This window comes from Brevibacterium sanguinis (assembly GCF_003315415.1).
In the GTDB taxonomy this organism is placed as follows: domain Bacteria; phylum Actinomycetota; class Actinomycetes; order Actinomycetales; family Brevibacteriaceae; genus Brevibacterium; species Brevibacterium celere_A.
On record NZ_QNSB01000003.1, the window covers coordinates 274,534 to 298,786 of the forward strand.

The following is a 24,253-nucleotide window of genomic DNA, read 5'->3' on the forward strand; positions in this document are numbered from 1 at the left end:
GCGCGCTCCTCGCCTGCCGCGAGCGGCGTCAGGGGCCTGCGTTATCGTGGATCGTATGAAGCCTATCCCGCCCCTTGAGACGATGAGCCTGGCCCGGCACGGCATCGACCGCGACCACGAACGGCGCGGTCGCGACGGGGATCTCGGCGAGATCTGGGCGGCGGGGGCGAGGGCGGTCTTCGGCCATCGGGGTTCGCTGCTCGTCGCCTCCGGCGGGCTGTTCCTCGGTGATCGCACGCTCGTCCCCGCCGGACGCACAGAGATCTACCTCGGGCAGGATCCTGCCGGGACCCGCTACATCGGCATCGACCTCGACGACGCCGGCAGGAGCGAGCTCGATTCCGGGCTCGCCGCCGAGCGGGATCGGGACGCGAGCGACCTCCTCACCGCCCCGGGGACGGGGATCGACAGCGTCGAACCGGTCTGGCTGCCCCTGCGGGAACTCGCCGAGGTCCTCGACGACGTGCAGGTGTCCCTGGCATGTGAGCTCGTCGCCCTGGGGAACTGGCACCGCACGCACCGGTTCTCCCCGCGCAACGGCAGGCCGACGACCCCGACCTACGGCGGCTGGGTGCGCGAGGACCCCGAGACCGGCAGCGAGCACTTTCCGCGCACCGACCCCGCGGTCATCGTCGCGGTCGTCCACACCGATGACGAGGGAGTGGAGAGGCTGCTGTTGGGCAACAACGCGGCATGGGAGTCCGACCGGTACTCCCTGCTCGCGGGATTCGTCGAACCGGGGGAGACCCTCGAGCATGCAGTGACGCGCGAGATCTGGGAGGAGGCGCGCGTGGAGGTCGGCAGTCCCCAGTACCTCGGATCCCAGCCGTGGCCGTTCCCCTGCTCCCTCATGCTCGGATTCAGCGCCGAGGCCGCGAGCCTGAGCACCCGTGCCGATGAGGCGGAGATCGCGAGCCTGCGCTGGTTCACCCGCACCGAGCTGAGGGAGGCACTCGACTCCGGTGCGGTGCGATCGGCGAGCACCGTCTCGATCGCCGGTCAGATCGTCCACGCGTGGTTGGGCAACGAGTGAGCGCACAGGCTCAGGCGCTCCTCGACGCACTCGACGCCGAGCAGCGCGCCGTCGCCACTCGGTTCTCCACCCCCGTCGTCGTCCTCGCCGGCGCCGGCACCGGCAAGACCCGGGCGATGACGCACCGCATCGCCTACGGCATCGCCACCGACGTGTTCCCGGCCAACCAGGTCCTCGCCCTGACGTTCACGGCCAAGGCCGCCGGCGAGATGCGCGCGCGGCTGCGGACCCTCGGCGTGCCCGCCGTCCAGGCCCGGACCTTCCACTCGGCCGCCCTGCGCCAGCTGCGCTTCTTCTGGGACCGCTTCGGCCAGGGCGACTTCCCCCGGATCATCGAGAACAAGGCAGGGGTCATCGGTTCGGTCATGCAGTCGCTGGGGCTCGAGACCAACCGGGAGACGAACCGGGACGTCGCCGCGGAGATCGAGTTCGCGGCGGCCTCGCTCCTCGGCGTCGAGGACTACGCGATCAGGGCCCGGTCGCGGGATCTGCCCGGAGGACTGGACGTCGAGGACATGGTGCGGATCCTCGAGGCGTACTCGGAGGCGAAGACGCGCGGCAGACTGCTCGACTTCGAAGACGTCCTCCTCGTCCTCGACGGCGTCCTCGCCGAGTACCCCGACATCGCCGCGCAGGTCCGCGACCAGTACCGGCACTTCGTCGTCGACGAGTTCCAGGACGTCTCCCCGCTCCAGTTCGATCTGCTCTCCCGCTGGCTGGGCCCGCGCGACAACCTCTGCGTCGTCGGGGATCCCGCCCAGACAATCTACTCGTTCGCCGGTGCCGACGCCTCCCTGCTGCAGACGTTGACCACGGCGATGCCGACCGCCGAGACGATCCAGCTCGTCCGCAACTACCGGTCGACGAAGTCGATCGTGGCCACCGCGAACAGCCTGCTGCGCCACACCTCCCGCTCCGCGCTGACCCTGCAGACGGACAATCCTCCCGGTCGTGCCCCGCGGATGGTCGAATACCCCACCGACGAAGCCGAGGCTACCGGGGTCGTCGCGGCCATCGCGGCCGAGATCCAGGCCGGCCGTCGGCCGCGGAACATCGCCGTGCTCTTCCGCACCAATGGGCAGAGCCCCGCCTATGAACAGGCGCTGACGCGAGCCGGGATTCCCTACGTCCTGCGCGGAGGGGAGAGGTTCTTCGCCCGCCGCGAGGTCAAGGAGGCCATGCTCATGCTCAAGGCCGCCCGCGCCACCTCGACGGGAAGGCCCCTGCCCGAGGTCGTCGCCGAGGTGCTCTCCTCCTTGGGCTTCACCAGGAACCCTCCCGACGGCGGCGCGGCGCGGCAGAGATGGGAATCGCTCAAGGCCCTCGTCGACCTCGCGGAGACGCACCAGTCGTCGTCCGCGCTCCCGGTGCCCCTCGAGGTCTTCCTCGCCGATCTCGCCGATCGCGCCGAGCACCAGTTCGCCCCCGACATCGAAGGGGTCACCCTGGCCTCCTTCCACGCGGCCAAGGGACTGGAATGGGACAGCGTCCACCTCGTCGGGCTCAGTGAGGGCCTCCTGCCGATCAGCTATGCCCAGACCCCTCAGTCCATCGCCGAGGAGCGCAGGCTCTTCTACGTCGCGATCACGCGGGCATGTCGGGAGCTCGACCTGAGCTGGTCGCTGGCCCGCCACGACTCCCGGCAGAAGCCGCGCAAGCCCTCGCGCTTCCTCGCCGAGCTCGGACAGGCCGAGCATGCCGCGGGCTCGGCCCGGCGGACGACGGGCACCGTGACCATGGACCGCTGCCGGACCTGCGGGGCGGTGCTGGTGTCCCAGGTCGACAGAGCGCTGGGCCGGTGTGCGAAGTGCCCGGCCGACGTCGACCTCGAACTCCTCGACCGCCTGCGCCGGTGGCGGGCACGGGTGGGGCTCGAGCAGGGTCTCCCGCCCTACCTCGTCCTCACCGACACCTCGATCTCGGCCATCGCCGAGGTGAGGCCGCGCGACCTGGCGTCCCTGGCGCGGATCCCCGGAATCGGGGCGACGAAGCTCGAACTCTACGGAGACGGACTACTGAGCCTGCTCAGCGACTAGATCGAAATGAGGGACGGGCGCCCGGCAGGGACACCGGGGGTGGAAGTCGAGCTGGGCATCCTCACAGGAGCCCGAGACCAGGTCGACCCTCCGGCGGACCGCCGGGGACTCGGACTGCAGGAGCGCCCGCCTGAGCAGTGTCACGGCATGCAGCGCACCGATCCCCCGTGACAGGGGATCGGCGAGCTCGGCCCGCGAGGGCAGCTCCCGAATGCGGGAGTACTGGTCGAGCCAGTCGGCGTCGAGGTCCTTCCGGTGCAGGCAGGCGCACATCGTGCACGGCGTCAGTCCCGGCCTGATGAGACCGGAGACCTCGACGAACCGCTCCCCGACGACGACCTCGATCTGGGGGACCTCACGATCGGTCAGCCACGTCGCCGAGTGGAGGTCGGGGACGAGATGCGACGTGGCGATCACGACCGGGGAGCGGAAGAGCTCGAGCTCGTCGATCCGTGAACCCGGGGCGATGACGAATCCCGACGATCCCAGGTGCTGTTCGACGGCTCCGCGCAGGGGGCCGGTCACCATGACCGGCCGGGCGGCGAGCAGGGCGGCGGTGCGATCGGGGGAGAGGCGGAAGAGCGGCGCCGTGCCGAACTGGTGCGAACTGCCGCCGAGCGGTCCCGTCGCGGAATCCTGCGGGATCATCACCCCCGCCTCGTCGAGCAGGGAGATGAGCGAGCTTGCGCGGCTGAGGTCGACGCCCAGGTCCTGCGCGCGGGAGTAGTACTGGGCGGAGCCGAGCCCCAGCCGCAGCTCCTCGAGCAGAGCGACGTCGCTGGGGAGCAGACCGTCGATGAGCACGGGGTCATCGACCCCGAACTGGATGCAGGACGCCGACCGCCACGTGATCGGCACACTGGGATGGATCCTGAACATCGGCCACCTCGCCTCGAACGACCCGGACTCCCACAGTAGTGAACGGGGAGGCGATCCGCCAGGAGCCGTCCGAACCTGTGGACAACCCTGTGGAAAACGATTGAGGACAGACCGGCGATCGTGCAGCCGATGAGTCCTCAATCGCTGAATCCCCAGGCGCTCGCGGCGACTCGTGCGGCTTCCCCTTCCGCACGCATCTCCGGGTTTTCCGGGGTCACAGTAGAACCTATTCCGACTGGCCGCACCCCGTCAATGGCGCGGGCGGCGCCTGGTGACCACTCTCCTGTGGATAACCGGTGGATAACTCTCGGTGAACTGTGGAGGAGTGCCCGGCATCGCCGAGCCGTCGATCGGTCGCGACTGAGCGAACACGTAGGTCAAGCGACCCTGCGCACCCCGAGGTCGTCGCGGAGGCTGTGGACGGTGAAGCGGGGCCACTCGGTCACGGATACTCAGGAAACTCACAAGTAACCCCTCGGCGCCGACACCTCGTGCGGTTTCCTATGATTGAGCAATGGCAACCAGAGCACGATGGACCGACGAGGACGTCCTGCGGGCGATCGCTCGCGGAGAGATCGAGGTCCGGCGCTCGGCGCGACGGAAGAAGACGATCGCGGTGTCGAAGGAGATCGACACCTTTGTGCTCAGCACTCCCGTCCGTTACGACGTCGAGCGCAACATCCGCTCACTCACCGACCTGTTCAACCGGCTCAGCGCCCGCGACCACTCCTCGGCGGCGGACCTCGAGGAGATCGCCGAGGAGATGAGCCGGCGCTACTTCGACGGCGACCTGCGTCCGAACTCGATCCGCTGGGTGACGAATCAGAATGTCAGCCGGTGGGCGTCGACGACGACGTCGACGGGCGACATCCGCGTCTCCCACCGCCTGCAGGCGGTGCCGCGCTGGGTGCTGGAGACCGTGGTCGTCCACGAACTCGCGCACCTGCGGATCGGCCCGCACTCCGAGGAGTTCCACCGCCTCGCCGACCGGCACCCGCGACAGGCCGAGGCCAAGCTCTTCCTCGACGGCTTCAGCGCCGGGGAGCGGTTCGGCCGGGGCGGTCAGTGACCGGCAGCCGCGGCCGCCGCCCGCCAGAGCACCGGCAGCCGGACGACGAGGTCGGGCATGAGGTCGCGCGGGGGATCGGTGAGCGGGAACCAGCGCACGTCGAGCGATTCCTCGGACACGATGGGAGCGGTGCCCGCCCGGGCCGCGGCGGCGAACACGACGTCGAAGTGCCGGGTGCAGGCGCCGAACGCCTGCGACAGGTCGTGGACGTGCAGATCGACGGGGGCAGGGGAGAACCAGTCGAAACCGGCCAGGCCGCTCTCCTCGAGAGCCTCCCGGTGAGCGGCCGCGCGCAGGGAGGGATCGGCGGGCTCGAGGTGACCGCCGAACTGGCCCCACAGTCCCGCCTTGCGGTGATGATTGAGCAGCACGGCGCGGGACTCGAGGTCGACGACGAGGCAGCTGGCCGTCAGATGTTCGGGCCCGCCCTCCCGGAGGAGGGCGGCGGCGCCGAAGGTGGCGAAGAGCTCCTCGAAGTCACTGCCGACGTCTCCGGAACCCTGTGCCGAGACTGCGGCCACCTCGGCGCGAGCCGCATCGAGGTCGAGGACGGGCGAGGGCATTCAGTCGCGCTTGTCGTCGGTGCCGGACCCGTCGGTGTCGGGCCCGGCGTTCCCGTCCTCCTCGGCGGAGCCGGTGCCGGGCGCTGACTTCCCGTCCTCCCCGGCGGAGTCGGTGCCGGTCAGACGCTCGGTGTCCTCGTCCGTCCGCTCGGTGCCCTCGAGGCCTTCGGCGAGGATGCGGGTGAGCGCCTCGTCGAGGGTCGACTCCGAGGTCCATTCGGCATGGCGCCGGTCCGAGTAGCCGAGCGGGTCGTCGAGATCCTCGGTGGTCGGCAGGAGATCGGGGTGGGAGAAGACCCGGTCCCGGGCGTCGGTCCCGCCCTGGGATTCGAGATAGGCGAACAGGGCGGCGGCATCGCGCAGCCGGCGCGGATTGAGCTGGAGCCCGACGAGGGTGGAGAACGTCTTCTCCGCCGGTCCGGCCGTCGCGCGCCGGCGCCGCAGCGCCTCGCGGATCTGGTCCCGGCCGGGCAGGTGGGCGCACGCCGAGTGGACGACGACGTCGACCCAGCCGGCGATGACGGCGAGCAGGTTCTCCAGTGTCGTCAGAGCCCTCTTCTGCTCGTCGGTCGTCGGGGGATTGAACAGCCCCTGGCGGATGTTCTCGCTGAGATCCGAGATGTTGCTGGGGTCGATCGACGAGGCCATCTCCTCGATCTGGGTGGTATCGACCTTGAGGCCCTGGGCGTAGCGGGTCAGCGCGGTCTCGACCTGGGCGCTCAGCCACGGCGCGCGCTCGAACAGCGCCAGATGCGCGAGCTCCTGGGCCGCCAGGTAGATCCGCACCTCGGTGACGTCGACGTCGATGTCCGCGGCGAACCTCTCGACGTTGGTCTCGACGAGGACGGCGGTGTCATGGGGGAGCAGGGGCAGGCCCACCTCGGTGCCGGTGAGGACGCTCTCGGAGAGGGCGCCGACGGCCTGGCCGATCTGCATCGCGAACATCGAATCGCTCATGGACGAGAACATCGTCGACGCGCCGGCCATGATGCTCTTCATCTCGGCGGGGACCTGGGTCTCGAGCGTCTCGGTCAGCGCCGTCGACATGTTCTCCTTGATCGGCAGCACGAACCGCTGCCATCCCGGCATCGTCGTCGACACCCAGTCCGCCCGGGTCAGGGAGCGGGTGGAGCGATTGGCGACCGAGAACTCGGTGGCCTCGGCCAGCCACAGCTCGGCGAGACGGAAGGCATCGGTGGTCGCGCGCACGGAGGCCTCGGGAACGGCCGGGTCGGGACTCGGCACGCTGCGCAGGGCGATCGACTTCGCCTGGGCACTCGAGTCGGCACCCTGGCCGAAGAGCCCCTGCATCTGATTCATGATCGTGGCCATCATCGCGGGATCGATGGAGAACCCCTGCGGGAATCCGCCAGTGCCCTTGCTGTCGTCCTTGTCTCCGGACTGACCGGCGCCGGGTCCGCCGGCACCGAAGAGCATTCCGAAGATCTGCTCGAACGGGTTCTGCTCGTTGTTGTTCTCGTCGCTCATCTCAAGGCCCCCACGTGGTCGGTTTGTCCTCCACGTTAACCGGTGCACATGTGGGAATCTTCCCAATCCGGCCAGCAGACCCCGGATGTTCGCACCGGGCGAAAGACGCCGGTGAAACTCTCAGGAACGTATCAACTAGACTGGTGGGGCGGTGCAGCGAAAGGACCACATGACAGCGAATGCCCCTCGGGCCAGGCCGGTGCCCGCCGATCCTCAGCGCGGTCGATCCCCCCGGCGGGCTCCACGACTGAGCACGGCTTCCGGGTTCGTCACCTATCTCCTCCTCGGACTCGCCCTCCTCCTTCCCGTTCCCTACATGCTCCAGATCCCCGGCCCAGTGTTCAACACCCTCGGCGACTATCAGGGCAAGCCGATGCTGTCCGTCACCGGGGCCGAGACTTATCCCACCAACGGTCGTCTCGACATGCTCACCGTCGCCGTCAGCGGCGGACCGGGACGCGACATCTTCGCCTCCCAGGCCCTGGGAGCGCTCGTGGGGAAGAAGGAGACCGTCGTTCCCACCGAGGCCTACTACCCCTTGGACACGACCAGGGAAGAGGTCGCCGAGTCGAATGCCCACGAGATGACCTCGAGTCAGGACGTCGCCGTCGCCGCGGCGATGGAGGAACTCGGGCGCGACTACCAGGTCAGCCTCCTCGTCGACGAGGTGGTGCCCGGGTCCCCGGCGGAGGGGCGGCTGCGTCCCGACGACCGGATCATGAGCGTCAACGGCGTGCGGCTCGATGACGACCCCGCAGCCGCGCAGACGATGAGCGAGACCGTTCGGTCCTCCGAGACCGTCGACCTCACCGTCCACCGCGACGGGAGGCAGACGCAGGTGGAACTGACCCCCGAGACCGTCGACGGTCAGCGGGCGATCGGGATCCTCATGCGGCAGGACTTCGAATTCCCCGTCGACGTCGACTTCAACGTCGAGGGCATCGGCGGTCCGTCCGCGGGCACGATGTTCGCTCTCGCCATCGTCGACGAACTCACACCCGGAGCGATGACGGGAGGCAGGCACGTCGCCGGAACGGGGGAGATCGATCCCGCCGGCACAGTGGGACCCATCGGCGGGGCCCGCCAGAAGGTCGCGGCAGCCACGGCCGAAGGTGCGACACTGTTCCTGTCGCCGGCCGACAACTGCGCAGAGGTCATCGCGGCTGCCGATCAGTCGAAGATCACGGTGGCGCGCATCGACACCCTCGACGATGCGCGCAACGCCGTGGAGCAATACGCCGCCGGCAGCACCTCGGAGATCCCGAAGTGCCCCGCGGGCGGCGCCAACCCCAATGAGAAAGGGAAGCAGTGAGTTCTCCGTCCTCACCCTCCGCCGCCCGAATGCCCTCGGGCAGACCGAAGCGCTCCCCGCTGATGCTGACCCTGGTGTCGGTGGCGATCCTGCTCATCGCCTTCATCTCCTTCACCCAGGTGTACACGGAGGTGCTGTGGTTCCGGCAGATCGGCGCCTCCTCGGTGTTCAGGACGATGTGGGTGACGCGCGGTCTGACCTTCCTCGCCGGATTCGTCATCATGGCGGTTCCGGTGTGGCTGAGCCTGCACCTGGCGTTCAAGCACCGCCCCGTCTACGCGCCGACGACTCCCCGGCAGGAGAACCTCGACCGCTACCGTGAGGCGATCGAGCCGCTGCGCAGGGTCGCCACCCTGGCGATTCCCGCGGTTCTCGGTGTGCTCAGCGGCATCACCGCCTCGGCGCAGTGGAACACGGTGCTCGAATGGATCAACGCCTCGTCGTTCGGTTCGGACGATCCGCAGTTCGGGCTCGACAAGTCCTTCTACGTGTTCGTCCTGCCCGGCCTGCGGCTCATCGCCGATCAACTCGGCATGACCCTCCTGCTGGCACTCATCGCCGCGCTCGTCGGCAACTACCTCTTCGGCGGCATCCGTCCCGGTGAGGTCAGAGGCGTGATCCTGACCAGGACCGCACAGTGGCAGATCGGCATCACCGTCGCCCTCCTCATCCTCGTGCAGGCAGGCCGTCTGTGGCTGAGCCGCTACGACCGGCTCAACGCCACCGGCGGAATCGTTCCCGGCGTGACCTATGTCGACGACAGGGCCGCACTGCCGGCGATGTCGATCGTCGCGATCGCCGCCGTGCTCGTGGCGCTGCTGTTCGTCTACACGGCGTGGAAGGGCAACTGGCGGATCTCGCTCATCGCGACCGCGACGCTCATCGTCCTCGGCGGAGTCTCGATCGTCGCCTACCCGGCGATGGTCCAGCAGTTCCAGGTCAACCCGTCACAGCAGAGCCTGGAGTCGGAGTACATCCAGCGCAACATCGATGCGACGCGTGAGGCGTTCGACTTCAGCGACATCGAGGTCACCCCGTACGAGCCGAGCACGAGCGGCGAGCGGGGAGCGCTGCGGGAGGATGCCGAGACCGCGGCCTCGATCCGCCTGCTCGACCCGAACCTCGTCTCGGACACGTTCCGGCAGCTCCAGCAGGTCCGGCCCTACTACTCGTTCCCGCAGCAGCTCGACGTCGACAGGTACACCGTCGAGGGGCAGAAGCAGGACACCGTCATCGCCGTGCGCGAGCTCAACCCCAGCTCCGTCAACAATCAGAGCTGGTACAACCGGGCGATCGTCTACACCCACGGCTTCGGCGTGGTCGCCGCCAACGGCAATCAGCGCAACCCGGACGGGGAGCCAACCTTCATGGAGTCCGACATCCCGCCGCAGGGCGTGTTCCCCGACTACGAGCCGCGCGTGTACTTCGGCGAGAGCTCGCCGGAGTACTCGATCGTCGGCGCCGAGGAGGGCGCCACCCCGCGCGAGCTCGACTACCCCTCGGACGAGGAAGGCGGCTCCGGCCAGGTGAACAACACGTTCTCCGGTGAGGGCGGTCCCTCCGTGGGCAATCTGTTCAACCGGCTCGCCTACGCGCTGAAGTTCCAGGACGAGCAGATCCTGCTCTCGGATGCGGTGAACTCGAACTCCCAGATCCTCTACGAACGTCACCCGCGTGAACGCGTCGAGAAGCTCGCCCCGTTCCTCAAGGTCGACGGAGATCCCTACCCCGCGGTCGTCGACGGACGGATCAAGTGGATCCTCGACGGCTACACGACGGCCAAGGACTACCCGTACTCGACCCCGCAGCCGCTCCAGGATGCGACGGAGGACTCGACGACGGCGACCGCGCCGAACTCCGTCCAGACCCTGCCCGACGAGGAGGTCAACTACATCCGGAACTCGGTGAAGATCACCGTCGACGCCTACGACGGCAAGGTCGACATGTACCAGTGGGACGAGGAGGACCCGGTCCTGAAGACCTGGATGAAGATCTTCCCGGATCTCATCCAGCCCTCCTCGGAGATGTCGGGTGACCTCATGAGCCACGTCCGCTACCCCGAGGATCTGTTCAAGGTCCAGCGTGAGCTGCTCAACCGCTACCACGTGACCACGGCGAGCGAGTTCTACACCGGTCAGGACTTCTGGACTCTGCCGACGGACCCGACCCGTGAGGCCACGAGCGGGCTGACCCAGCCGCCGTTCTACATGACCCTGCAGATGCCGGGCCAGAAGACACCGTCGTTCTCGCTGACGAGCTCCTTCATCCCGGCCCGCTCGTCCGAGGGGGAGTCGAGGAACAACCTCACCGGCTTCCTCGCCGCCGATGCCGATGCCGGGAACACGGACGGAGCGGTGGCGGAGAGCTATGGGAAGCTGAGGCTGCTGCAGCTGCCGCGCAACACGACGGTGCCCGGTCCCGGTCAGGCGCAGAACAACTTCAACACCGCGCCCGAGGTGCAGCGCAGCCTCAACCTGCTGCGGCAGGGTGAGTCGCAGGTGCAGAACGGCAACCTGCTCACGCTGCCCGTCGGCGGGGGACTGCTCTACGTCCAGCCCGTCTACGTCAGGTCCGCGGGAGAGACCTCCTACCCGCTCCTCCAGCACGTGCTCGTCGCCTTCGGCGAGGACATCGGGTTCGCCCCGACCCTCGATGAGGCGCTCGACCAGGTGTTCGGCGGAGACTCCGGTGCGTCCGCCGGCGATGCGGGCACGGAGAGCAGCGGCTCGGCCGGCGCCGCCGGTGAGGGTTCGGCCGAGGAGGAATCGCCGAGCGGTGACCTCAACGCGGCTCTCCAGGAAGCGCGCAAGGCCATGGAGGATTCCGACGCCGCGCTCAAGGCCGGTGACTTCACGGCCTACGGCGAGGCGCAGGAACGTCTGCGGAAGGCCATCGAGGATGCGGTCGCGGCCGATCCGTCGATCGCCGAGGATGGTGCCGACGGCGCATCGGCACCCGCGGAGGCGCCTGCCGAGGGCGGGAACTGATGGACCGCTGATCCCGACGACGATCGCCCCTGGGTCTCGACCCAGGGGCGATCGTCGTCTCGGGATCTCAACCTCTGGGGCGTTCGTCGTCTCGGGTCAGTCGGTGAGGTGGGCGTCGAGATCGTCGAGGATCAGGCCGGCCCCGGTCGGGCCGAGGCCGAGGAACCAGACGTCGTCGTCGACGCGGAACGCCCTGCCGTTCTCCACGGCGTCGAGTCCCTTCCACCGGCTGCCGACGACCGTCTCGGCCTCTCCTGTCGCGGCAGGGTCCCCGTAGCTCGTGTAGAAGATGTAGTCGCCGTCGGCCTTGTCGATGGTCTTCGCAGAGACCTCGACGGCGAGATCCTCGACGTCCTGGAGCTCGGGACGGCTGAGGCCCGCGTCCTCGAGGATCACGCCGATGAGCGACTGGTTGCCGTAGAGCCGGATGCGCTCGGGCATCCAGCGCACGAGCGAGATCGTGGGGTCACCCTCGATCTCCTCGTCGAGGGCCTGCGCCGCGCGACCGTAGTCGTTGAGCTGCTGTGTCGTCTGCTCCTCCATTCCCAGCGCCTCGCCGGCGAGGGCGAAGTTCTCCTTCCAGGGGAAGCCCGGCCGGATCGAGAACACCGTCGGAGCGATGGCACTGAGCTCGTCGTAGAGCTTGTCGGCACGCAGCTGGCTGCCGAGGATGAGGTCCGGTTCGAGGGCGGCGATCTTCTCGAGGTCGAGCTCGGCGATCGTGCCCACCGTCTCGACTCCGTCGACGCGATCGGCGAGGTAGGACGGCACGGGCTCAGCGCCCTCGGTGGTCACCATGCCCACCGGGGTGATGCCGAGGGAGAGGACGGCGTCGAGTTCCCCGGTATCGAGCACGACAACGCGCCGCGGCTTCTCCTCGAGGGTCGTCGTGCCATTGGCGTGCTCGACCGTCCGCGGGAACACCCCCGGGTCGGCATCGCTGCCGAGGGCCGCCGTCTTCTCATCGGCGGTCGCGAACTCCTTGCCTCCGGTGGCGACGTCCTTGCTGCCCGGCCCGTCCTCGGATCTCGCAGCGTCGGAACCGCACCCGGCCGCGACAAGGGTCAGGGACAGCATCAGGGCGGCCGCGGTGGCACCGCGGCCCGATCTCATTCTTCTCATATGGTAAGGCTGACCTGAATTCGTCCTTCGGCACGCGATCCGAGGCGCAGACTCGCCCGTGCGATCGTCCCGCTGCCTGAATGGGCCCCGCCGCGACGGGGCGAGCTGCGCCGGCGGCCTGGTCGTCCGAGAGGATCGTGAATGCGACGAACCCCCATCCAGTTGAACTGGATGGGGGTTCTGCCACCTTGGTGGCGGGGGAGGGATTTGAACCCTCGACCTCCGGGTTATGAGCCCGGCGAGCTACCGAACTGCTCCACCCCGCGTCGTGGTCTCAACTTTACACGAGCGTAATTCGAGAAGACAAATCCAGGGAACGTGACCTCCACCACCCCGTCACCTGCCGTTCACGCGCCCCGGTGATCCTGGACGATGCGGCGGAATCCCGGCTCCCGGGCCGGGAAAAGTCGGGTGGAACTCTTGCATATAGTTGAAAGCTCAACTACAGTGGGGCACGTACTTCAAATTTCAACGAATAGGAGATCATCATGACCGCTCTTCCACAGGGACTCGTCGCCGGCACCTGGACCATCGACCCGATCCACTCGGAGTTCACCTTCACCGCCCGTCACGCGGGAGTCTCGAAGGTCCGTGGGCACTTCGAGGAGATCTCGGGCACCGTCACCGTCGGCGCGACCCTCGAGGAGAGCTCGGTGACCGCCGAGGCGGTCGTCGAATCGATCTCCACCCGCAACGAGCAGCGCGACGGGCACCTGAAGACCGGCGACTTCTTCGCCGCCGATCAGTTCCCGACCCTCAACTTCACCTCGACCGAGGTGAGGCCGAGGTCCGGCGACGAGTTCGACCTCGTCGGCGAACTGACGATGCGCGGAGTGACGAAGGAGGTCGTCTTCACGACCGAGTTCGGCGGTGTCGCCACCGACCCCAACGGCAACCTCGTCGCGGGCCTCTCCGCCGAGGCATCGGTCAACCGCAAGGACTTCGGAATGGAGTTCAATGCGGTCCTCGGCGGCGGCGAGCTCCTCGTCTCCGACAAGATCAGGATCGCCCTCGAGCTCGAGCTCATCAAGGGCTGAGCGCGATCAGCGCCCGTGGGGCGGAGGCAGCCGATGCTGCCTCCGCCCCACATCCGCCTTCTGATTGTCCGCCCGGCACCCGGTCGGTCAGTCCCGCAGGAGGTGAGGATCCTTCTCGAGCTCGGCGGCCAGGGTGCGGAAGAGCCCGGCCGCGCGATCGACATCGGCGGGTGACTTGCAGAACGAATAGCGGATCGAGGCCCGGTAGGCCTGATGCGCCGCCGACCCCTCCCGGCACAGTGCGGGAACCGGAATGCCCACGAGACAGAAGCGCTCGGCGAGCAGTTCGTTGACGGCGAACGCGTCGAGGTCGGTGAGCCCCGAGAAGTCCATGACGGTGAAGTACCCTGCCGCGGGGATCGAGGCGAGGGCCCCGGGCACGCTGCGGCAGGCGTCGACGAGCACCTCGGCGCGGGCCTGCAGGGAGGCCCGGTTCTCGGCCACGAAGCGGGAGCGGCCCTCGAGCATCGCCGCCATCGCGATCTGCAGGGGACCGCCCGAGGTGAAGGTGAGGAACTGCTTGACCGCCTGGATCGCCTCCCTGACCTCGGGGTCGGCGATGACCCAGCCGATCTTCCACCCGGTCGCATTCCACGACTTCCCGGCCGAGGACACGGTGACGACCCGTGACGGGTCGGCGATCGCGGTGGCGGGAGGCACATGCGTGCCCTCGAGGACGAGCTGCTCGTAGACCTCATCGGTGAGCACCCAGGCATCCGCGGCAGCCGCCGCCGCGCCGATCCGCTCGAGATCCCCGGCCGCGAAGACGAACCCGGTGGGGTTGTGCGGGGTGTTGACGATGATGAGCGACGGATGCGTGGCCGCGACGACCTCGTCGAAGAGGTCCCAGTCGGGGGCGAACCCGCCGTCGGGATGGGGGAGGACGGGGACGGTGACGAGCGATCCGCCCGCGGCGGTCACGGCCGCGGGATAGGCGTCGTAGCAGGGCTCGAACGTGAGCACAGTGCCGCCGCGGGGGACCAGCGCGAGGATGGAGGCGGTGAGCGCTTCGGTGGCCCCGCAGGTGAAGAGGACCTGGTCGGGGTCCACCGGTTGGGAGAAGTCACGGCGACGCTGCTCGGCCACCGCGCGGAGGAACTGCGGATGGCCCTGTCCCGGCGCGTACTGGTTGAATCCTGCCCGCATGGCATCGGCGGCGGCCTCGATGAGCTCCGGTGGGGCATCGGTGCCCGGTGCCCCCTGTCCGAGATTCACCGCCCCGGTCCGCGCCGCCAGGGCGGTCATCTCACCATAGACGGTCTCGCCGATCGAACCGTCGGCGCGGATCAGACCGGCGGCATCGGCCATCGCATGCCACAGCTCGGCGCGCATCACCTCGGGCATCGTCGTCTCCTCTGTGCTCGTCGTCATCGGGTCGGGGCGACGCGGCCCAGGGCGTCGAGGGTGGCCGAGTGCAGCCGTGAGTTCGTCGCCACCGCGTTGCCGCCGAAGGGGCCCGGGGTTCCTGCGGTGTTCGTGAAGGTGCCTCCGGCCTCGACGACGATCGGCACCAGGGCCCCCATGTCATAGAGGGCGAGCTCGGGTTCGCAAGCGATGTCGACCGCCCCCTCGGCCAGCAGCATGTAGGAGTAGAAGTCCCCGTATCCGCGGGTGCGCCAGGTCGAGGCGCAGAGGTCGAGGAACCGGTCGAGGACGCCGAGGTCCCTCCACCCGCTCAGCGAGGCATAGGACAGGGAGGCATCGGACAGGCTCTCGACCTCGGAGACGTGGATGCGCTTCGGGGCCTGGTCGAGTGCTGCGACGTGGGCGCCCTGCCCCGACTGCGCCCACCACCGGCGTCCGAGCGCGGGGGCCGAGACGACCCCGAGCACCGGCTCCTCGCCGTCGTAGAGGGAGATGAGCGTCGCCCACACGGGCACCCCGCGGACGAAGTTCTTCGTGCCGTCGATGGGGTCGACGATCCACCGCCTCGGCGAGGTCCCGTGGGAGCCGAACTCCTCGCCCAGGACGCTGTCGTCCGGGCGGTCGCGGGAGAGCCGGTCCATGATGGCGGCCTCGACCGCGCGGTCGCATTCGGTGACCGGGGTGAGGTCCGGCTTCGTCTCCACGGTGAAGTCCTGCGCGAAGAAGTGCCGGCAGCTGAGCGAATCGGCGAGATCGGCGAGGTCGAGCGCGAGTTCGAGGTCGTTCATGGCCACCACTCTAGCCAGTGTTGGACAGCAGCCTGCGCAGTGATTCCAATCGTGAGACTCCGCCGGGGCCGGCATGGCCGTCGGCGACCCAGTCGTCGAGGCGGCAGCCCGGGGAGTCGGCCAGGTGCGTGCAGCCGCGGGGACAGTCGAGGGTCGCGTCGATGAGCTCGGGGAAGGCGGCGAGCAGTGAATCGCGATCGACGTGGGCGAGGCCGAAGCTGCGCACGCCCGGGGTGTCGACGAGCCAGCCGCCGCCGGTCAGGGGCAGGCACACCGCCGAGGAGGAGGTGTGGCGGCCGCGTCCGGTGACGTCGTTGACCACCCCGGTGGCGCGGTTGGCCGCCGGCACGAGGGCGTTCATCAGCGTCGACTTCCCGACCCCCGAGTGACCGACGAGGACGCTCATCCTGCCCCGCAGCCGCTCGTACACCTCGGCGTCGGTGAGGCTGCCATCGGCCTGCAGACCGGAGGAGACGATCTCGACCCCGGTGGCGCGGAATCGTTCGGCGATCTCGTCGGCAGGAGCGAGGTCGGTCTTGGTGACGATGAGCAGGGGGGTGATCCCCGCGTCGATCGCGGCGACCATGGTCCTGTCGATGAGGCCGAATGAGGGTTCGGGGTCGGCGGTGGCGGTGACGATGCCCATCACCTCGACGTTGGCGACGATGACGCGTTCGGTGGGATCGGTGTCGTCGGCGCTGCGCCGCAGCAGGGTCCGCCGGTCGGTGATGGCGACGAGGCGGGCCAGTGAGCCAGGGGCTCCCGACGTGTCGCCGATGACCTTGACGATGTCCCCGGGGACCACCGCGTCGCGGCGCAGATGTGAGGCCCGGACGGCGGTGACCGTGCGCGGGGAGCCCTCGGGGGCCCGACCGCTCGCGTCGTCGCTCGGGAAGGTCCCCGTCCCATCGCCGAGGACCACCCGGTAGCGGCCGCGATCGACGGCGGTGACGAGACCCTCGAGGGCCGTGTCGTGACTGGGACGGTTCTTCGTCCGGGGCCGTGAGCCGCGGCGGTTCGGACGCGGACGGTAGTCCTCGTCGCGGTAGATCCGGGCCATGTCAGTCCTCAGAGTCCAGCATGGCTTCCCACAGCTGCGCGAACTCGGGCAGGGTTTTGGCCACGGTGCCGGCGTTCTCGATGACGAGTCCGGAGACCTTGAGGCCGATGACGGCTCCGGCCATGACCATGCGGTGGTCATGGTAGGTGTGCCACGTGCCCGGTCGCAGATGGGAGCCGGTGATCGTCAGGGCGGCGGGGTGCTCCTCGACATCGGCGCCGATCGCGCCGAGTTCCCGTCGCAGGGCCGAGAGCCGGTCGGTCTCGTGACCGCGCAGGTGCCCGATCCCGCGCAGGTGCGAGGTGCCGGGGGCCAGCGCCGCCAGTGCCGCGACGACGGGAGTGAGCTCCCCGATCGCCGAGAGATCGAGGTCGACGGGGCGCAGCCGCCTCGGTCCCGTCACGGTCAGTCCGGAGCGGTCGAAGCTCACGGTGCCGCCGAACGCCACGGCGATGGCCCTGAACCCGTCCCCGGCCTGGGTCGTGTGGGCCGGCCAGTCGGGGATCGTGACCCGGCCGTGGGTGGCCAGGGCCGCTGCCAGGAACGCCGCGGCGTTGGACAGGTCGGGCTCGACCTGGACGTCGAGACCGCGCGGCAGCCCGGGCTCGACGACCCAGTGCTCCGGTTCGGGCTCGGTGACGTCGACGCCGGCGTCGGCGAGGACTTCGAGCGTCATGTCGACGTGGGCGCGGCTGGGCACCGAATCGCCGCTGTGGACGAGGTCGAGACCCAACGGCATCACCGGCGCGGCGAGGAGCAGACCCGACACGAACTGGCTCGAGGCGCTCGCATCGATGTCCAGGTGACCGCCGCGCAGCGCCGAACCCGCATGGATCGTCAGCGGCAGCGACCCCGAGTCGGAGGAGATCTGCGCACCGAGGCGGGTGAGCGCCTCGATCGTCACGCCCATCGGGCGAACGCGGGCCTGCGGATCCCCGTCGACGTGGACCTCACGTCCGGTCGCCGCCGCGACCGGTGGGACGAAGCGCATGACGGTTCCGGCCAGTCCGCAGTCGATGCTCACGGCGGACGAATCGCCCGAGGTGAAGTCGATGGGCCGGATGTGCAGGTCTGACTCGACCTCTTCGATCCGGGCACCGAGCGCCCGGAGTGCCGAGACCATGAGAAGGGTGTCGCGGCTGCGCAGCCAGCCGCGTACGACCGAACTCGATTCGGCCACCGCCGCGAGGACGAGATAGCGGTTGGTCAGCGACTTGGACCCGGGGACCTCGACGATCGCGTCGAGGGCCGACGCGGCGACGGGCGCCGTCCAGTCCTGGGATGGGGCAGGGGGTGTCTCAGTCGACGCCAAGGGCACTCATTGCCTGATGAGAGGTCTTCTCCACCGACGACCACAGGTCCTCGGCCGCGTGCTGGGTGCGCCACCACAGTCCGGGCTTGCCGGCCGTGTCGACGCTGGCGAGCAGGGCGCCGCCGAGCAGCGAGGTGCGGATGAGGGTCCGCTCGAGGCGTTCGCGCTTCTCGGCCTTCGACGTCGCCTTCTCCGCGGCGATGTTCTCACCCACCGTGTCGAGCAGGTAGGTGGCGACGAGGATCGTCGCGCTCGTCCGCGGGAAGCGGCCGATCGCGAGCAGTGAACCGGCGGCGACCTGCGCCGCACCGGACGCCTTCGCCAGCGTCGACGCCTCGACGGGGATGTCGACGTTCTTCCGGGCGAGGGCGAGCAGGGGGGAGATCGTGGCGGTCGCCGACTCGGGGTGGCGCAGACGGTCGATCCCGTTGCTGATGTAGCCGGCTGCCAGCATGGGCCGGGCGAAGAATCGAATGGGAGACACAGTGGTCCTTCCTGGCGATGTCGTCGGGCATCTCTCCGGCTAGCATAACCGTTCACGGGGAATAGTGGGACCGGGCGCCGGTGTTGACCCGAAGAGGCAAGGGACCGCGAACCGCCGGTGAGGGGCCCTGCCGCGAAAGTCAGACGGCGTCGATGGAGGAGAAGTCTGTGGGTTCCACTGCTGTCCTGGAGAGAACGGGCGTACCATTGACTGTGATGACCGAATCAGTCAAGGAAGTCCCCGAGACGGCGGCCGAGCGCTCGGCCCGTTTCGAGCGCGACGCTCTGGAATATCTCAATCAGCTCTATGCCGCCGCGCTGCGGATGACGAGGAACCCGGCCGATGCCGAGGACCTGGTGCAGGAGGCCTACGCCAAGGCGTACGCCGCGTTCCACCAGTACACCCCGGGCACGAATCTCAAGGCCTGGCTGTACCGGATCCTCACGAACACCTTCATCAACAACTACCGCAAGAAGCAGCGGCAGCCGCAGGAGCACGGCAGCGAGGACATCGAGGACTGGCAGATCGCCCAGGCGGCCAGCCACACCTCCTCCGAAGGCCGTTCGGCCGAGCTCGAGGCGCTCGATCATCTGCCGGACTCCGACGTCAAGGACGCCCTGTCGGCCCTGCCGGAGGACTTCCGGATGGTCGTCTACTACGCCGACGTCGAGGGGCTGCCGTACAAGGAGATCGCCGAGATCATGGAGACCCCGATCGGCACCGTGATGTCGCGGCTCCACCGCGGGCGTCGCCAACTGCGGGAGATGCTGGCCGACTACGCCGTCGACCGTGGATACGTCAGAGGCGAAGGGGGCTCGAGATGAGCGATCAGGACTGCTGTGAGAGCGTGCGGGCGGAATCGCTCATGCGCATCTATCACTACCTCGACGGTGAGCTGACGACGACGGAGATCAAGGAGATCTCGGTCCACCTCGAGAAGTGCCCGGCCTGCCACGACGAGTACGAGATCGAGGCGCTGCTCAAGGAGCTGGTGCGCCGGTCGTGCAGTCGCGAGCAGGCCCCGCTGGGCCTGCGGGAGAAGATCCGACGCCGGATCGCCGTCGAGCAGAGGACGTGGCAGAACGGACCCGCCCGCACCTGATCGGCGCGGGGACGACGAAGGCGGGGAGAGCATTCCATGCTCTCCCCGCCTTCGTCGTATCCGGTGCGTCAGCTGTTGGGACGCTTGCCGTGGTTCGCCTTGCTGTTGCGACGGTCACGACGCTTACGGCCACGCTTGCTCATAGCAGTACTCCTTCGATAGACGGTTCATTCTTTCATGCCCGGCTGACCGGGGCAAAGCGGTATCACGGCCGGCCCGGTCCCTCGCCCGCTGTCAGTCGTCGCCGAGGACGTCCTCGACCCCGAGCCATTCGAACCACCCGCGGTGGAGCACGAGCCAGGCGAGCAGGCCATAGCCCTCCTGGGCGGGCAGATGATCGCGCGACGAGGCGATCTCACGCTGCCAGACGGGATGGCCGAGCAGCGGGGTGAAGGTGTCGACGTAGGCGATGCCACGGCGCTTGGCGACATCGACGAAGCTCGTGTTGAGCTCGGCGATCCCCCGATTGCGCTCGGATCCGTGCTCGGGAGGCGGCCCGACGACGAACGTCGAGACCTTCCTGGCCAGCGCCTCGTCGAGGACATTGGCGACGTCGAGGCGGGCGCGGGCCACCGAGCGCCCGGAATCGAGATCCCCCGCACCGAGGGCGAGCACCAGACGATTGTCGCCGTCCGAGGTGAAGCGCAGGGAGGATTCGGCCATCGCCCGGGCATGGAGCCCCGCCGAGTCCTCACCGGGCACCGCGAGCGGGTAGGTGCGCAGGTGGGGGAGGCTGGGCAGGGTCCGGGCGGTCACCCGTCCCACCCAGCCGAGACCACGACCATCACCGTGGCCGGCGACCAGGGGGCCGCCGACCACGGTGATCGTCGTGGGACGCTCGGAGCTCACCGGCGGAAGACCAGGTCGACGATCTCCTGCTGCTGCAGCTCGTGCACGTGCTTGAGACCCGTCGACGTCGACGCCGAGGCCGGACGCGAGACGAGGTTGAGCTCACGGTCGCCGAGCAGCTGCGGGAGATTGAGCGCCATGAACGGCCACGCGCCCTGGTTCTCGGGCTCCTCCTGGGCCCAGACGATCTCGGCTCCGGCCGGGTAGCGGCTCAGCACCTCGGCGATCGCGGGTTCGTCGAGCGGATAGAGCTGCTCGACGCGCACGAGCGCGGTCTTCGCGTCCTCGAGCTTCTCCCGCTTGGCCAGCAGCTCCCAGTAGAGCTTGCCGGAGACGAGGACCACGCGGTCGACCTGCGAGGCGTCGATCGCGGGATCGTCGATGACCGGCTGGAAGCGACCGTTCGTGAAGTCCTCGGTCGAGTTCGCGGCGGCCTTGAGGCGCAGCATCGACTTCGGGGTGAACACGATGAGCGGACGCTTGTTCGGCGTCAGCGCATGCCGGCGGAGGAGGTGGAAGTACGAGGCGCCGTTCGAGGGCAGCGCGACCGTCATGTTCGACTCCGCGCACAGCTGGAGGTAGCGCTCGATCCGCGCCGAGGAGTGGTCCGGTCCCTGCCCCTCGTAGCCGTGGGGCAGGAGCATGACGATTCCCGAGTTCTGCTGCCACTTCTGCTCGGAGGAGGAGATGAACTCGTCGATGACCGTCTGCGCGCCCTGCGCGAAGTCGCCGAACTGCGCCTCCCACGCGACCAGGGCGTCGCGGCGTTCGACGGAGTAGCCGTACTCGAATCCGACGGCCGCGTACTCGCTGAGCAGCGAATCGTAGACCCAGAACCGGGCCTGCTCCTCGCTGAGGTTCTGCAGCGGGGTCCACTCGTTGCCGTTGACGGAGTCGATGAGCACCGAGTGGCGCTGGACGAACGTGCCGCGGCGGGAGTCCTGACCGGCCAGGCGGACGGGGACCCCCTCCATGAGCAGCGAGCCGAACGCGAGCAGCTCCGCGAAGCCCCAGTCGATTCCGCCGGAGACGGACATCTCCCGTCGCTTCTCGAGCAGGGCGCGCAGCTTCTTGTGGATCGTGAATCCCTCGGGCACCTCGACGAAGGCCTCGCCGATGCGCTTCATCGTCTCCTGACTGATCGCGGTGCTCGCGTCGTTGAGCGCCTCGATGTCGCTGGGGACGTGCGGCTCGTTGAATGCCGCTCCCGTGTACTTGCCGGTCTCGGCCTCCTTGGTCTCGGCGAACGCCTTCTCCAGCTTGGCCTGGTAGTCCTTGAGCGCAGCGGCCGCCTCGTCGTCGGTGATGCACTTCCTCCCGACCAGGGACTCGGTGTAGAGCTTGCGCACCGAGCCCTTCTTCTCGATGAGCGAGTACATGAGCGGCTGGGTCATCGAGGGGTCGTCGCCCTCGTTGTGGCCGCGGCGGCGGTAGCAGACGAGGTCGATGATGACGTCGCGGTTGAATTCCTGGCGGTACTCGAACGCGAGCCGGGCCGCGCGCACGACCGCTTCGGGGTCGTCCCCGTTGACGTGGAGGACGGGGGCGTTGATCGTCTTCGCGACGTCGGTGCAGTAGTACGAGGACCGCGCCGAGGCGGGCGGAGTCGTGAACCCGACCTGGTTGTTGATGACGATGTGGATCGTCCCGCCGGTGCGGTAGCCGCGCAGCTCCGAGAGGTTGAGGGTCTCGGCGACGACTCCCTGACCGGCGAACGCCGCATCGCCGTGGACGAGCACGGGCAGGACCGTGAAGCCGGCCTCGCCCTGGTCGACGAGGTCCTGCTTGGCGCGGACGATGCCCTCGAGGACCGGGTCGACGGTCTCGAGATGGCTGGGATTGGCGGCGACGTAGACCTTGGTCGTATTGCCCGCCGGCGAGGTGAAGGAGCCCTCGGTGCCGAGGTGGTACTTGACGTCACCGGAGCCCTGCACGCTGTCGGGCGACATCGTGCCGTCGAACTCACGGAACATCTGGGCATAGCTCTTGCCGGCGATGTTCGTGAGCACGTTGAGCCGGCCGCGGTGGGCCATGCCGATCGCGACCTCGTCGAGCCCGGAGTCCGCCGACTGGTTGAGGACCTCGTCGAGGAGGACGATGGCCGATTCGCCGCCCTCGAGGCTGAAGCGCTTCTGCCCGATGTACTTCGTCTGCAGGAAGGTCTCGAACGCCTCGGCGGCGTTGAGCCGGCCGAGGATGTGGCCCTGCTCGGAGCGGGTGAGTTCCTGGTGGGGGACCTCGATCTTCGCCTGGAACCACCGTCGCTGCAGCGGGTCGGCGATGTGCATGTACTCGAAGCCGATCGTCCGGCAGTAGCTCTCGCGCAGCAGTCCGAGGATGTTGCGGAAGGGCATCATCGGCTTGGAGCCGAATCCTCCGGTGGGGAACTCGCGCTCGAGGTCCCACAGGGTCAGCCCGTGCTGGTTGATGTCGAGATCGGGGTGCGAGCGCTGCCGGTAGACGAGCGGGTCGGTGTTGGCCATGAGGTGACCGCGGGTGCGGTAGGCGTCGATGAGCTCGATGACGCGCGCGGTCTTGTTGACGTCGTCCTGGTCCTCGGCGGAGACGTCGGGGACCCAGCGGACGGGCTCGTACGGCAGGCGCAGGGACTCGAAGACGTCGTCGTAGAAGCCGTCCTCGCCGAGCAGGTAGCCGTGGACGAGCTTGAGGAACTCGCCGGACCCGGCACCCTGGATGACCCGGTGGTCATAGGTCGAGGTCAGCGTCAGCACCTTCGAGACCGCGAGATTGTTGATCGTCTTCTGGCTCGCACCCTGGAACTCGGCCGGGTACTCGAGCGCGCCGACTCCGACGATCGTGCCCTGCCCCTTCGTCAGGCGGGGCACGGAATGGACCGTGCCGATGCCGCCGGGATTGGTCAGGGACACCGTGGTGCCGGCGAAGTCGTCGGCGGTGAGCTTGCCCTTGCGCGCCTTGTCGACGAGCCCGTCGTAGGCGTCGACGAACTGGCGGAAGGTCAGCGTCTCGGCCTTCTTGATGTTGGGCACGAGCAGCGAACGGGTGCCGTCCTTCTTCGGCACGTCGATGGCGAGGCCGAAGTTGACGTGGGCGGGGGAGACCGTGACGGGCTTGCCATCGCGGACGTCGTAGGAGACGTTCTGCGAGGGGAAGTTCTGCAGGGCTCGCACGACCGCGAACCCGATGAGGTGGGTGAACGAGACCTTGCCGCCGCGGGTGCGCTTGAGGTGGGAGTTGATGACGATGCGGTTGTCGATGAGGGCCTTGGCCGGCAGCGCCCTGACGGACGTGGCGGTGGGCACCTCGAGCGAATCGTCCATGTTCTTGGCGATGAGCTTCGCGGGACCCCGCAGCGGGGTCACGGTCTCCTCGCTCGGGGCCGCGGGCGCCTTGTCCTTGACCGTGACCTTCGGCACGGACTTGGTCTCGGCCTTGAGCGTCTCGGTCTGGGCCGAGGAGGGGGACACCCCGCGGGAGTTCTCCCGGGTACCGGGATCGTTGTCCGGCTTGGCCGGAGCGGTCCTGTTCGCGGCCGAGCCCTGGGCCGCTGCGCTCTTCGTGGGGGTGGTCGCCGACTTCTCGTCGGCGGAGGTCGACCCTGTGGTCTCGGACCTGCCTGAATCTCCGCTGTTCTTCTCGTACTTGTCGAAGAACGGCCACCAGGACTCATCGACCGAGTTCTTGTCGGACTTGTACTGTTCGTACAGCTCCTCGACCAGCCACTCGTTCGAGCCGAAGTCGTCGATGGTGCGGTTCGGAGTATTGACGGACACGGCGTTGATCGCCTA

Annotated in this window: 20 protein-coding genes and 1 tRNA gene; 8 read left to right on the forward strand and 13 right to left on the reverse strand. The window is 68.6% G+C overall.

The genetic code is table 11. The annotated features are described in order from the left end of the window. Positions 1 to 55: 55 nt before the first annotated feature. Together nudC and DFO65_RS05645 are read left to right on the forward strand one after the other, a co-directional pair. Positions 56 to 1,033 carry an NAD(+) diphosphatase gene (nudC, locus tag DFO65_RS05640; RefSeq protein ID WP_113903437.1) on the forward strand — a complete coding sequence of 326 codons (978 nt, stop codon included), beginning with the start codon at positions 56 to 58 and terminating at the stop codon, positions 1,031 to 1,033. Beyond that, positions 1,030 to 3,069 carry an ATP-dependent DNA helicase UvrD2 gene (locus tag DFO65_RS05645; RefSeq protein WP_113903438.1) on the forward strand — a complete coding sequence of 680 codons (2,040 nt, stop codon included), beginning with the start codon at positions 1,030 to 1,032 and terminating at the stop codon, positions 3,067 to 3,069. The genes nudC and DFO65_RS05645 overlap by 4 nt, the downstream gene beginning before the upstream one ends. Here the strand turns inward: DFO65_RS05645 and DFO65_RS05650 are convergent. Next, positions 3,046 to 3,948, reverse strand: coding sequence for a hypothetical protein (locus DFO65_RS05650; protein ID WP_113903439.1), 903 nt, complete (start codon positions 3,946 to 3,948; stop codon positions 3,046 to 3,048). The genes DFO65_RS05645 and DFO65_RS05650 overlap by 24 nt on opposite strands. A 514-nt stretch (positions 3,949 to 4,462) precedes the next feature. Between DFO65_RS05650 and DFO65_RS05655 the strand changes: the two genes are divergently transcribed. Next, a complete protein-coding gene (locus DFO65_RS05655) occupies positions 4,463 to 5,017 on the forward strand; it encodes a M48 metallopeptidase family protein (protein WP_113903440.1) in 555 nt (184 codons plus the stop codon). Here DFO65_RS05655 and DFO65_RS05660 read toward each other — a convergent pair. Both DFO65_RS05660 and DFO65_RS05665 read right to left on the reverse strand, forming a co-directional pair. After that, entirely contained in the window at positions 5,011 to 5,580 is a 570-nt protein-coding gene (locus tag DFO65_RS05660; protein ID WP_113903441.1) for an NUDIX hydrolase, read from the reverse strand. The two genes, DFO65_RS05655 and DFO65_RS05660, sit on opposite strands and share 7 nt — an antisense overlap. Then, on the reverse strand, positions 5,581 to 7,068 hold the full coding sequence (locus DFO65_RS05665; RefSeq protein ID WP_113903442.1) for a zinc-dependent metalloprotease: 1,488 nt from the start codon (positions 7,066 to 7,068) through the stop codon (positions 5,581 to 5,583). 169 nt (positions 7,069 to 7,237) lie between these two features. On the opposite strand from DFO65_RS05665, the gene DFO65_RS05670 reads away from it, so the two are divergent. Continuing rightward, positions 7,238 to 8,380: a YlbL family protein gene (locus tag DFO65_RS05670; protein ID WP_113903443.1), complete on the forward strand. Its 1,143-nt coding sequence runs from the start codon at positions 7,238 to 7,240 to the stop codon at positions 8,378 to 8,380. Continuing rightward, positions 8,377 to 11,367: a UPF0182 family membrane protein gene (locus DFO65_RS05675; RefSeq protein WP_113903444.1), complete on the forward strand. Its 2,991-nt coding sequence runs from the start codon at positions 8,377 to 8,379 to the stop codon at positions 11,365 to 11,367. Before DFO65_RS05670 ends, DFO65_RS05675 begins: the two co-directional genes overlap by 4 nt. A gap of 96 nt (positions 11,368 to 11,463) precedes the next feature. Here the strand turns inward: DFO65_RS05675 and DFO65_RS05680 are convergent, their stop codons facing one another. Together DFO65_RS05680 and DFO65_RS05685 are read right to left on the reverse strand one after the other, a co-directional pair. Beyond that, positions 11,464 to 12,489 carry an ABC transporter substrate-binding protein gene (locus tag DFO65_RS05680; protein ID WP_487249312.1) on the reverse strand — a complete coding sequence of 342 codons (1,026 nt, stop codon included), beginning with the start codon at positions 12,487 to 12,489 and terminating at the stop codon, positions 11,464 to 11,466. Between the two features lie 189 nt (positions 12,490 to 12,678). Continuing rightward, positions 12,679 to 12,755: transfer RNA gene (locus tag DFO65_RS05685), tRNA-Met, on the reverse strand. Between the two features lie 222 nt (positions 12,756 to 12,977). Here DFO65_RS05685 and DFO65_RS05690 point away from each other — a divergent pair. Next, positions 12,978 to 13,526, forward strand: coding sequence for a YceI family protein (locus DFO65_RS05690; RefSeq protein WP_113903445.1), 549 nt, complete (start codon positions 12,978 to 12,980; stop codon positions 13,524 to 13,526). Between the two features lie 87 nt (positions 13,527 to 13,613). Here DFO65_RS05690 and DFO65_RS05695 read toward each other — a convergent pair whose 3' ends face one another. From DFO65_RS05695 to DFO65_RS05715, 5 genes are read right to left on the reverse strand one after another with little or no spacing between them, the layout of a single operon-like run. Then, entirely contained in the window at positions 13,614 to 14,897 is a 1,284-nt protein-coding gene (locus DFO65_RS05695) for an aminotransferase class I/II-fold pyridoxal phosphate-dependent enzyme (RefSeq protein WP_245940500.1), read from the reverse strand. After that, complete coding sequence (gene hisN / locus DFO65_RS05700) at positions 14,894 to 15,679, reverse strand: histidinol-phosphatase (protein ID WP_113903606.1); 786 nt, start codon at positions 15,677 to 15,679, stop codon at positions 14,894 to 14,896. The genes DFO65_RS05695 and hisN overlap by 4 nt, the downstream gene beginning before the upstream one ends. A 10-nt stretch (positions 15,680 to 15,689) precedes the next feature. Continuing rightward, a complete protein-coding gene (gene rsgA, locus DFO65_RS05705; protein ID WP_113903446.1) occupies positions 15,690 to 16,739 on the reverse strand; it encodes a ribosome small subunit-dependent GTPase A in 1,050 nt (349 codons plus the stop codon). 1 nt (position 16,740) lies between these two features. After that, the gene (aroA, locus tag DFO65_RS05710) at positions 16,741 to 18,051 is read right to left on the reverse strand and encodes a 3-phosphoshikimate 1-carboxyvinyltransferase (protein WP_113903447.1); all 1,311 of its coding nucleotides are present in this window, start codon (positions 18,049 to 18,051) and stop codon (positions 16,741 to 16,743) included. Beyond that, positions 18,038 to 18,535, reverse strand: coding sequence for a DoxX family protein (locus tag DFO65_RS05715; RefSeq protein ID WP_113903448.1), 498 nt, complete (start codon positions 18,533 to 18,535; stop codon positions 18,038 to 18,040). The genes aroA and DFO65_RS05715 overlap by 14 nt, the downstream gene beginning before the upstream one ends. 152 nt (positions 18,536 to 18,687) lie before the next feature. Between DFO65_RS05715 and DFO65_RS05720 the strand changes: the two genes are divergently transcribed. Together DFO65_RS05720 and rsrA are read left to right on the forward strand one after the other, a co-directional pair. Continuing rightward, positions 18,688 to 19,359 (forward strand): sigma-70 family RNA polymerase sigma factor, encoded by a 672-nt coding sequence (locus tag DFO65_RS05720; RefSeq protein WP_281268749.1) that lies wholly within the window; start codon positions 18,688 to 18,690, stop codon positions 19,357 to 19,359. Further along, positions 19,356 to 19,637 (forward strand): mycothiol system anti-sigma-R factor, encoded by a 282-nt coding sequence (gene rsrA, locus DFO65_RS05725; RefSeq protein WP_113903450.1) that lies wholly within the window; start codon positions 19,356 to 19,358, stop codon positions 19,635 to 19,637. The genes DFO65_RS05720 and rsrA overlap by 4 nt, the downstream gene beginning before the upstream one ends. Before the next feature lie 68 nt (positions 19,638 to 19,705). Here rsrA and DFO65_RS17435 read toward each other — a convergent pair whose 3' ends face one another. The 3 genes from DFO65_RS17435 to DFO65_RS05740 all read right to left on the reverse strand — a co-directional run bounded on the left by DFO65_RS17435 (position 19,706) and on the right by DFO65_RS05740 (position 24,238). Continuing rightward, complete coding sequence (locus DFO65_RS17435) at positions 19,706 to 19,780, reverse strand: 50S ribosomal protein bL37 (RefSeq protein WP_113903607.1); 75 nt, start codon at positions 19,778 to 19,780, stop codon at positions 19,706 to 19,708. 91 nt (positions 19,781 to 19,871) lie between these two features. Next, positions 19,872 to 20,486, reverse strand: a complete 615-nt coding sequence (locus DFO65_RS05735; RefSeq protein WP_113903451.1) for a GDSL-type esterase/lipase family protein — start codon at positions 20,484 to 20,486, stop codon at positions 19,872 to 19,874. After that, positions 20,483 to 24,238: a multifunctional oxoglutarate decarboxylase/oxoglutarate dehydrogenase thiamine pyrophosphate-binding subunit/dihydrolipoyllysine-residue succinyltransferase subunit gene (locus DFO65_RS05740; protein WP_113903452.1), complete on the reverse strand. Its 3,756-nt coding sequence runs from the start codon at positions 24,236 to 24,238 to the stop codon at positions 20,483 to 20,485. Before DFO65_RS05740 ends, DFO65_RS05735 begins: the two co-directional genes overlap by 4 nt. Positions 24,239 to 24,253 lie beyond the last annotated feature (15 nt).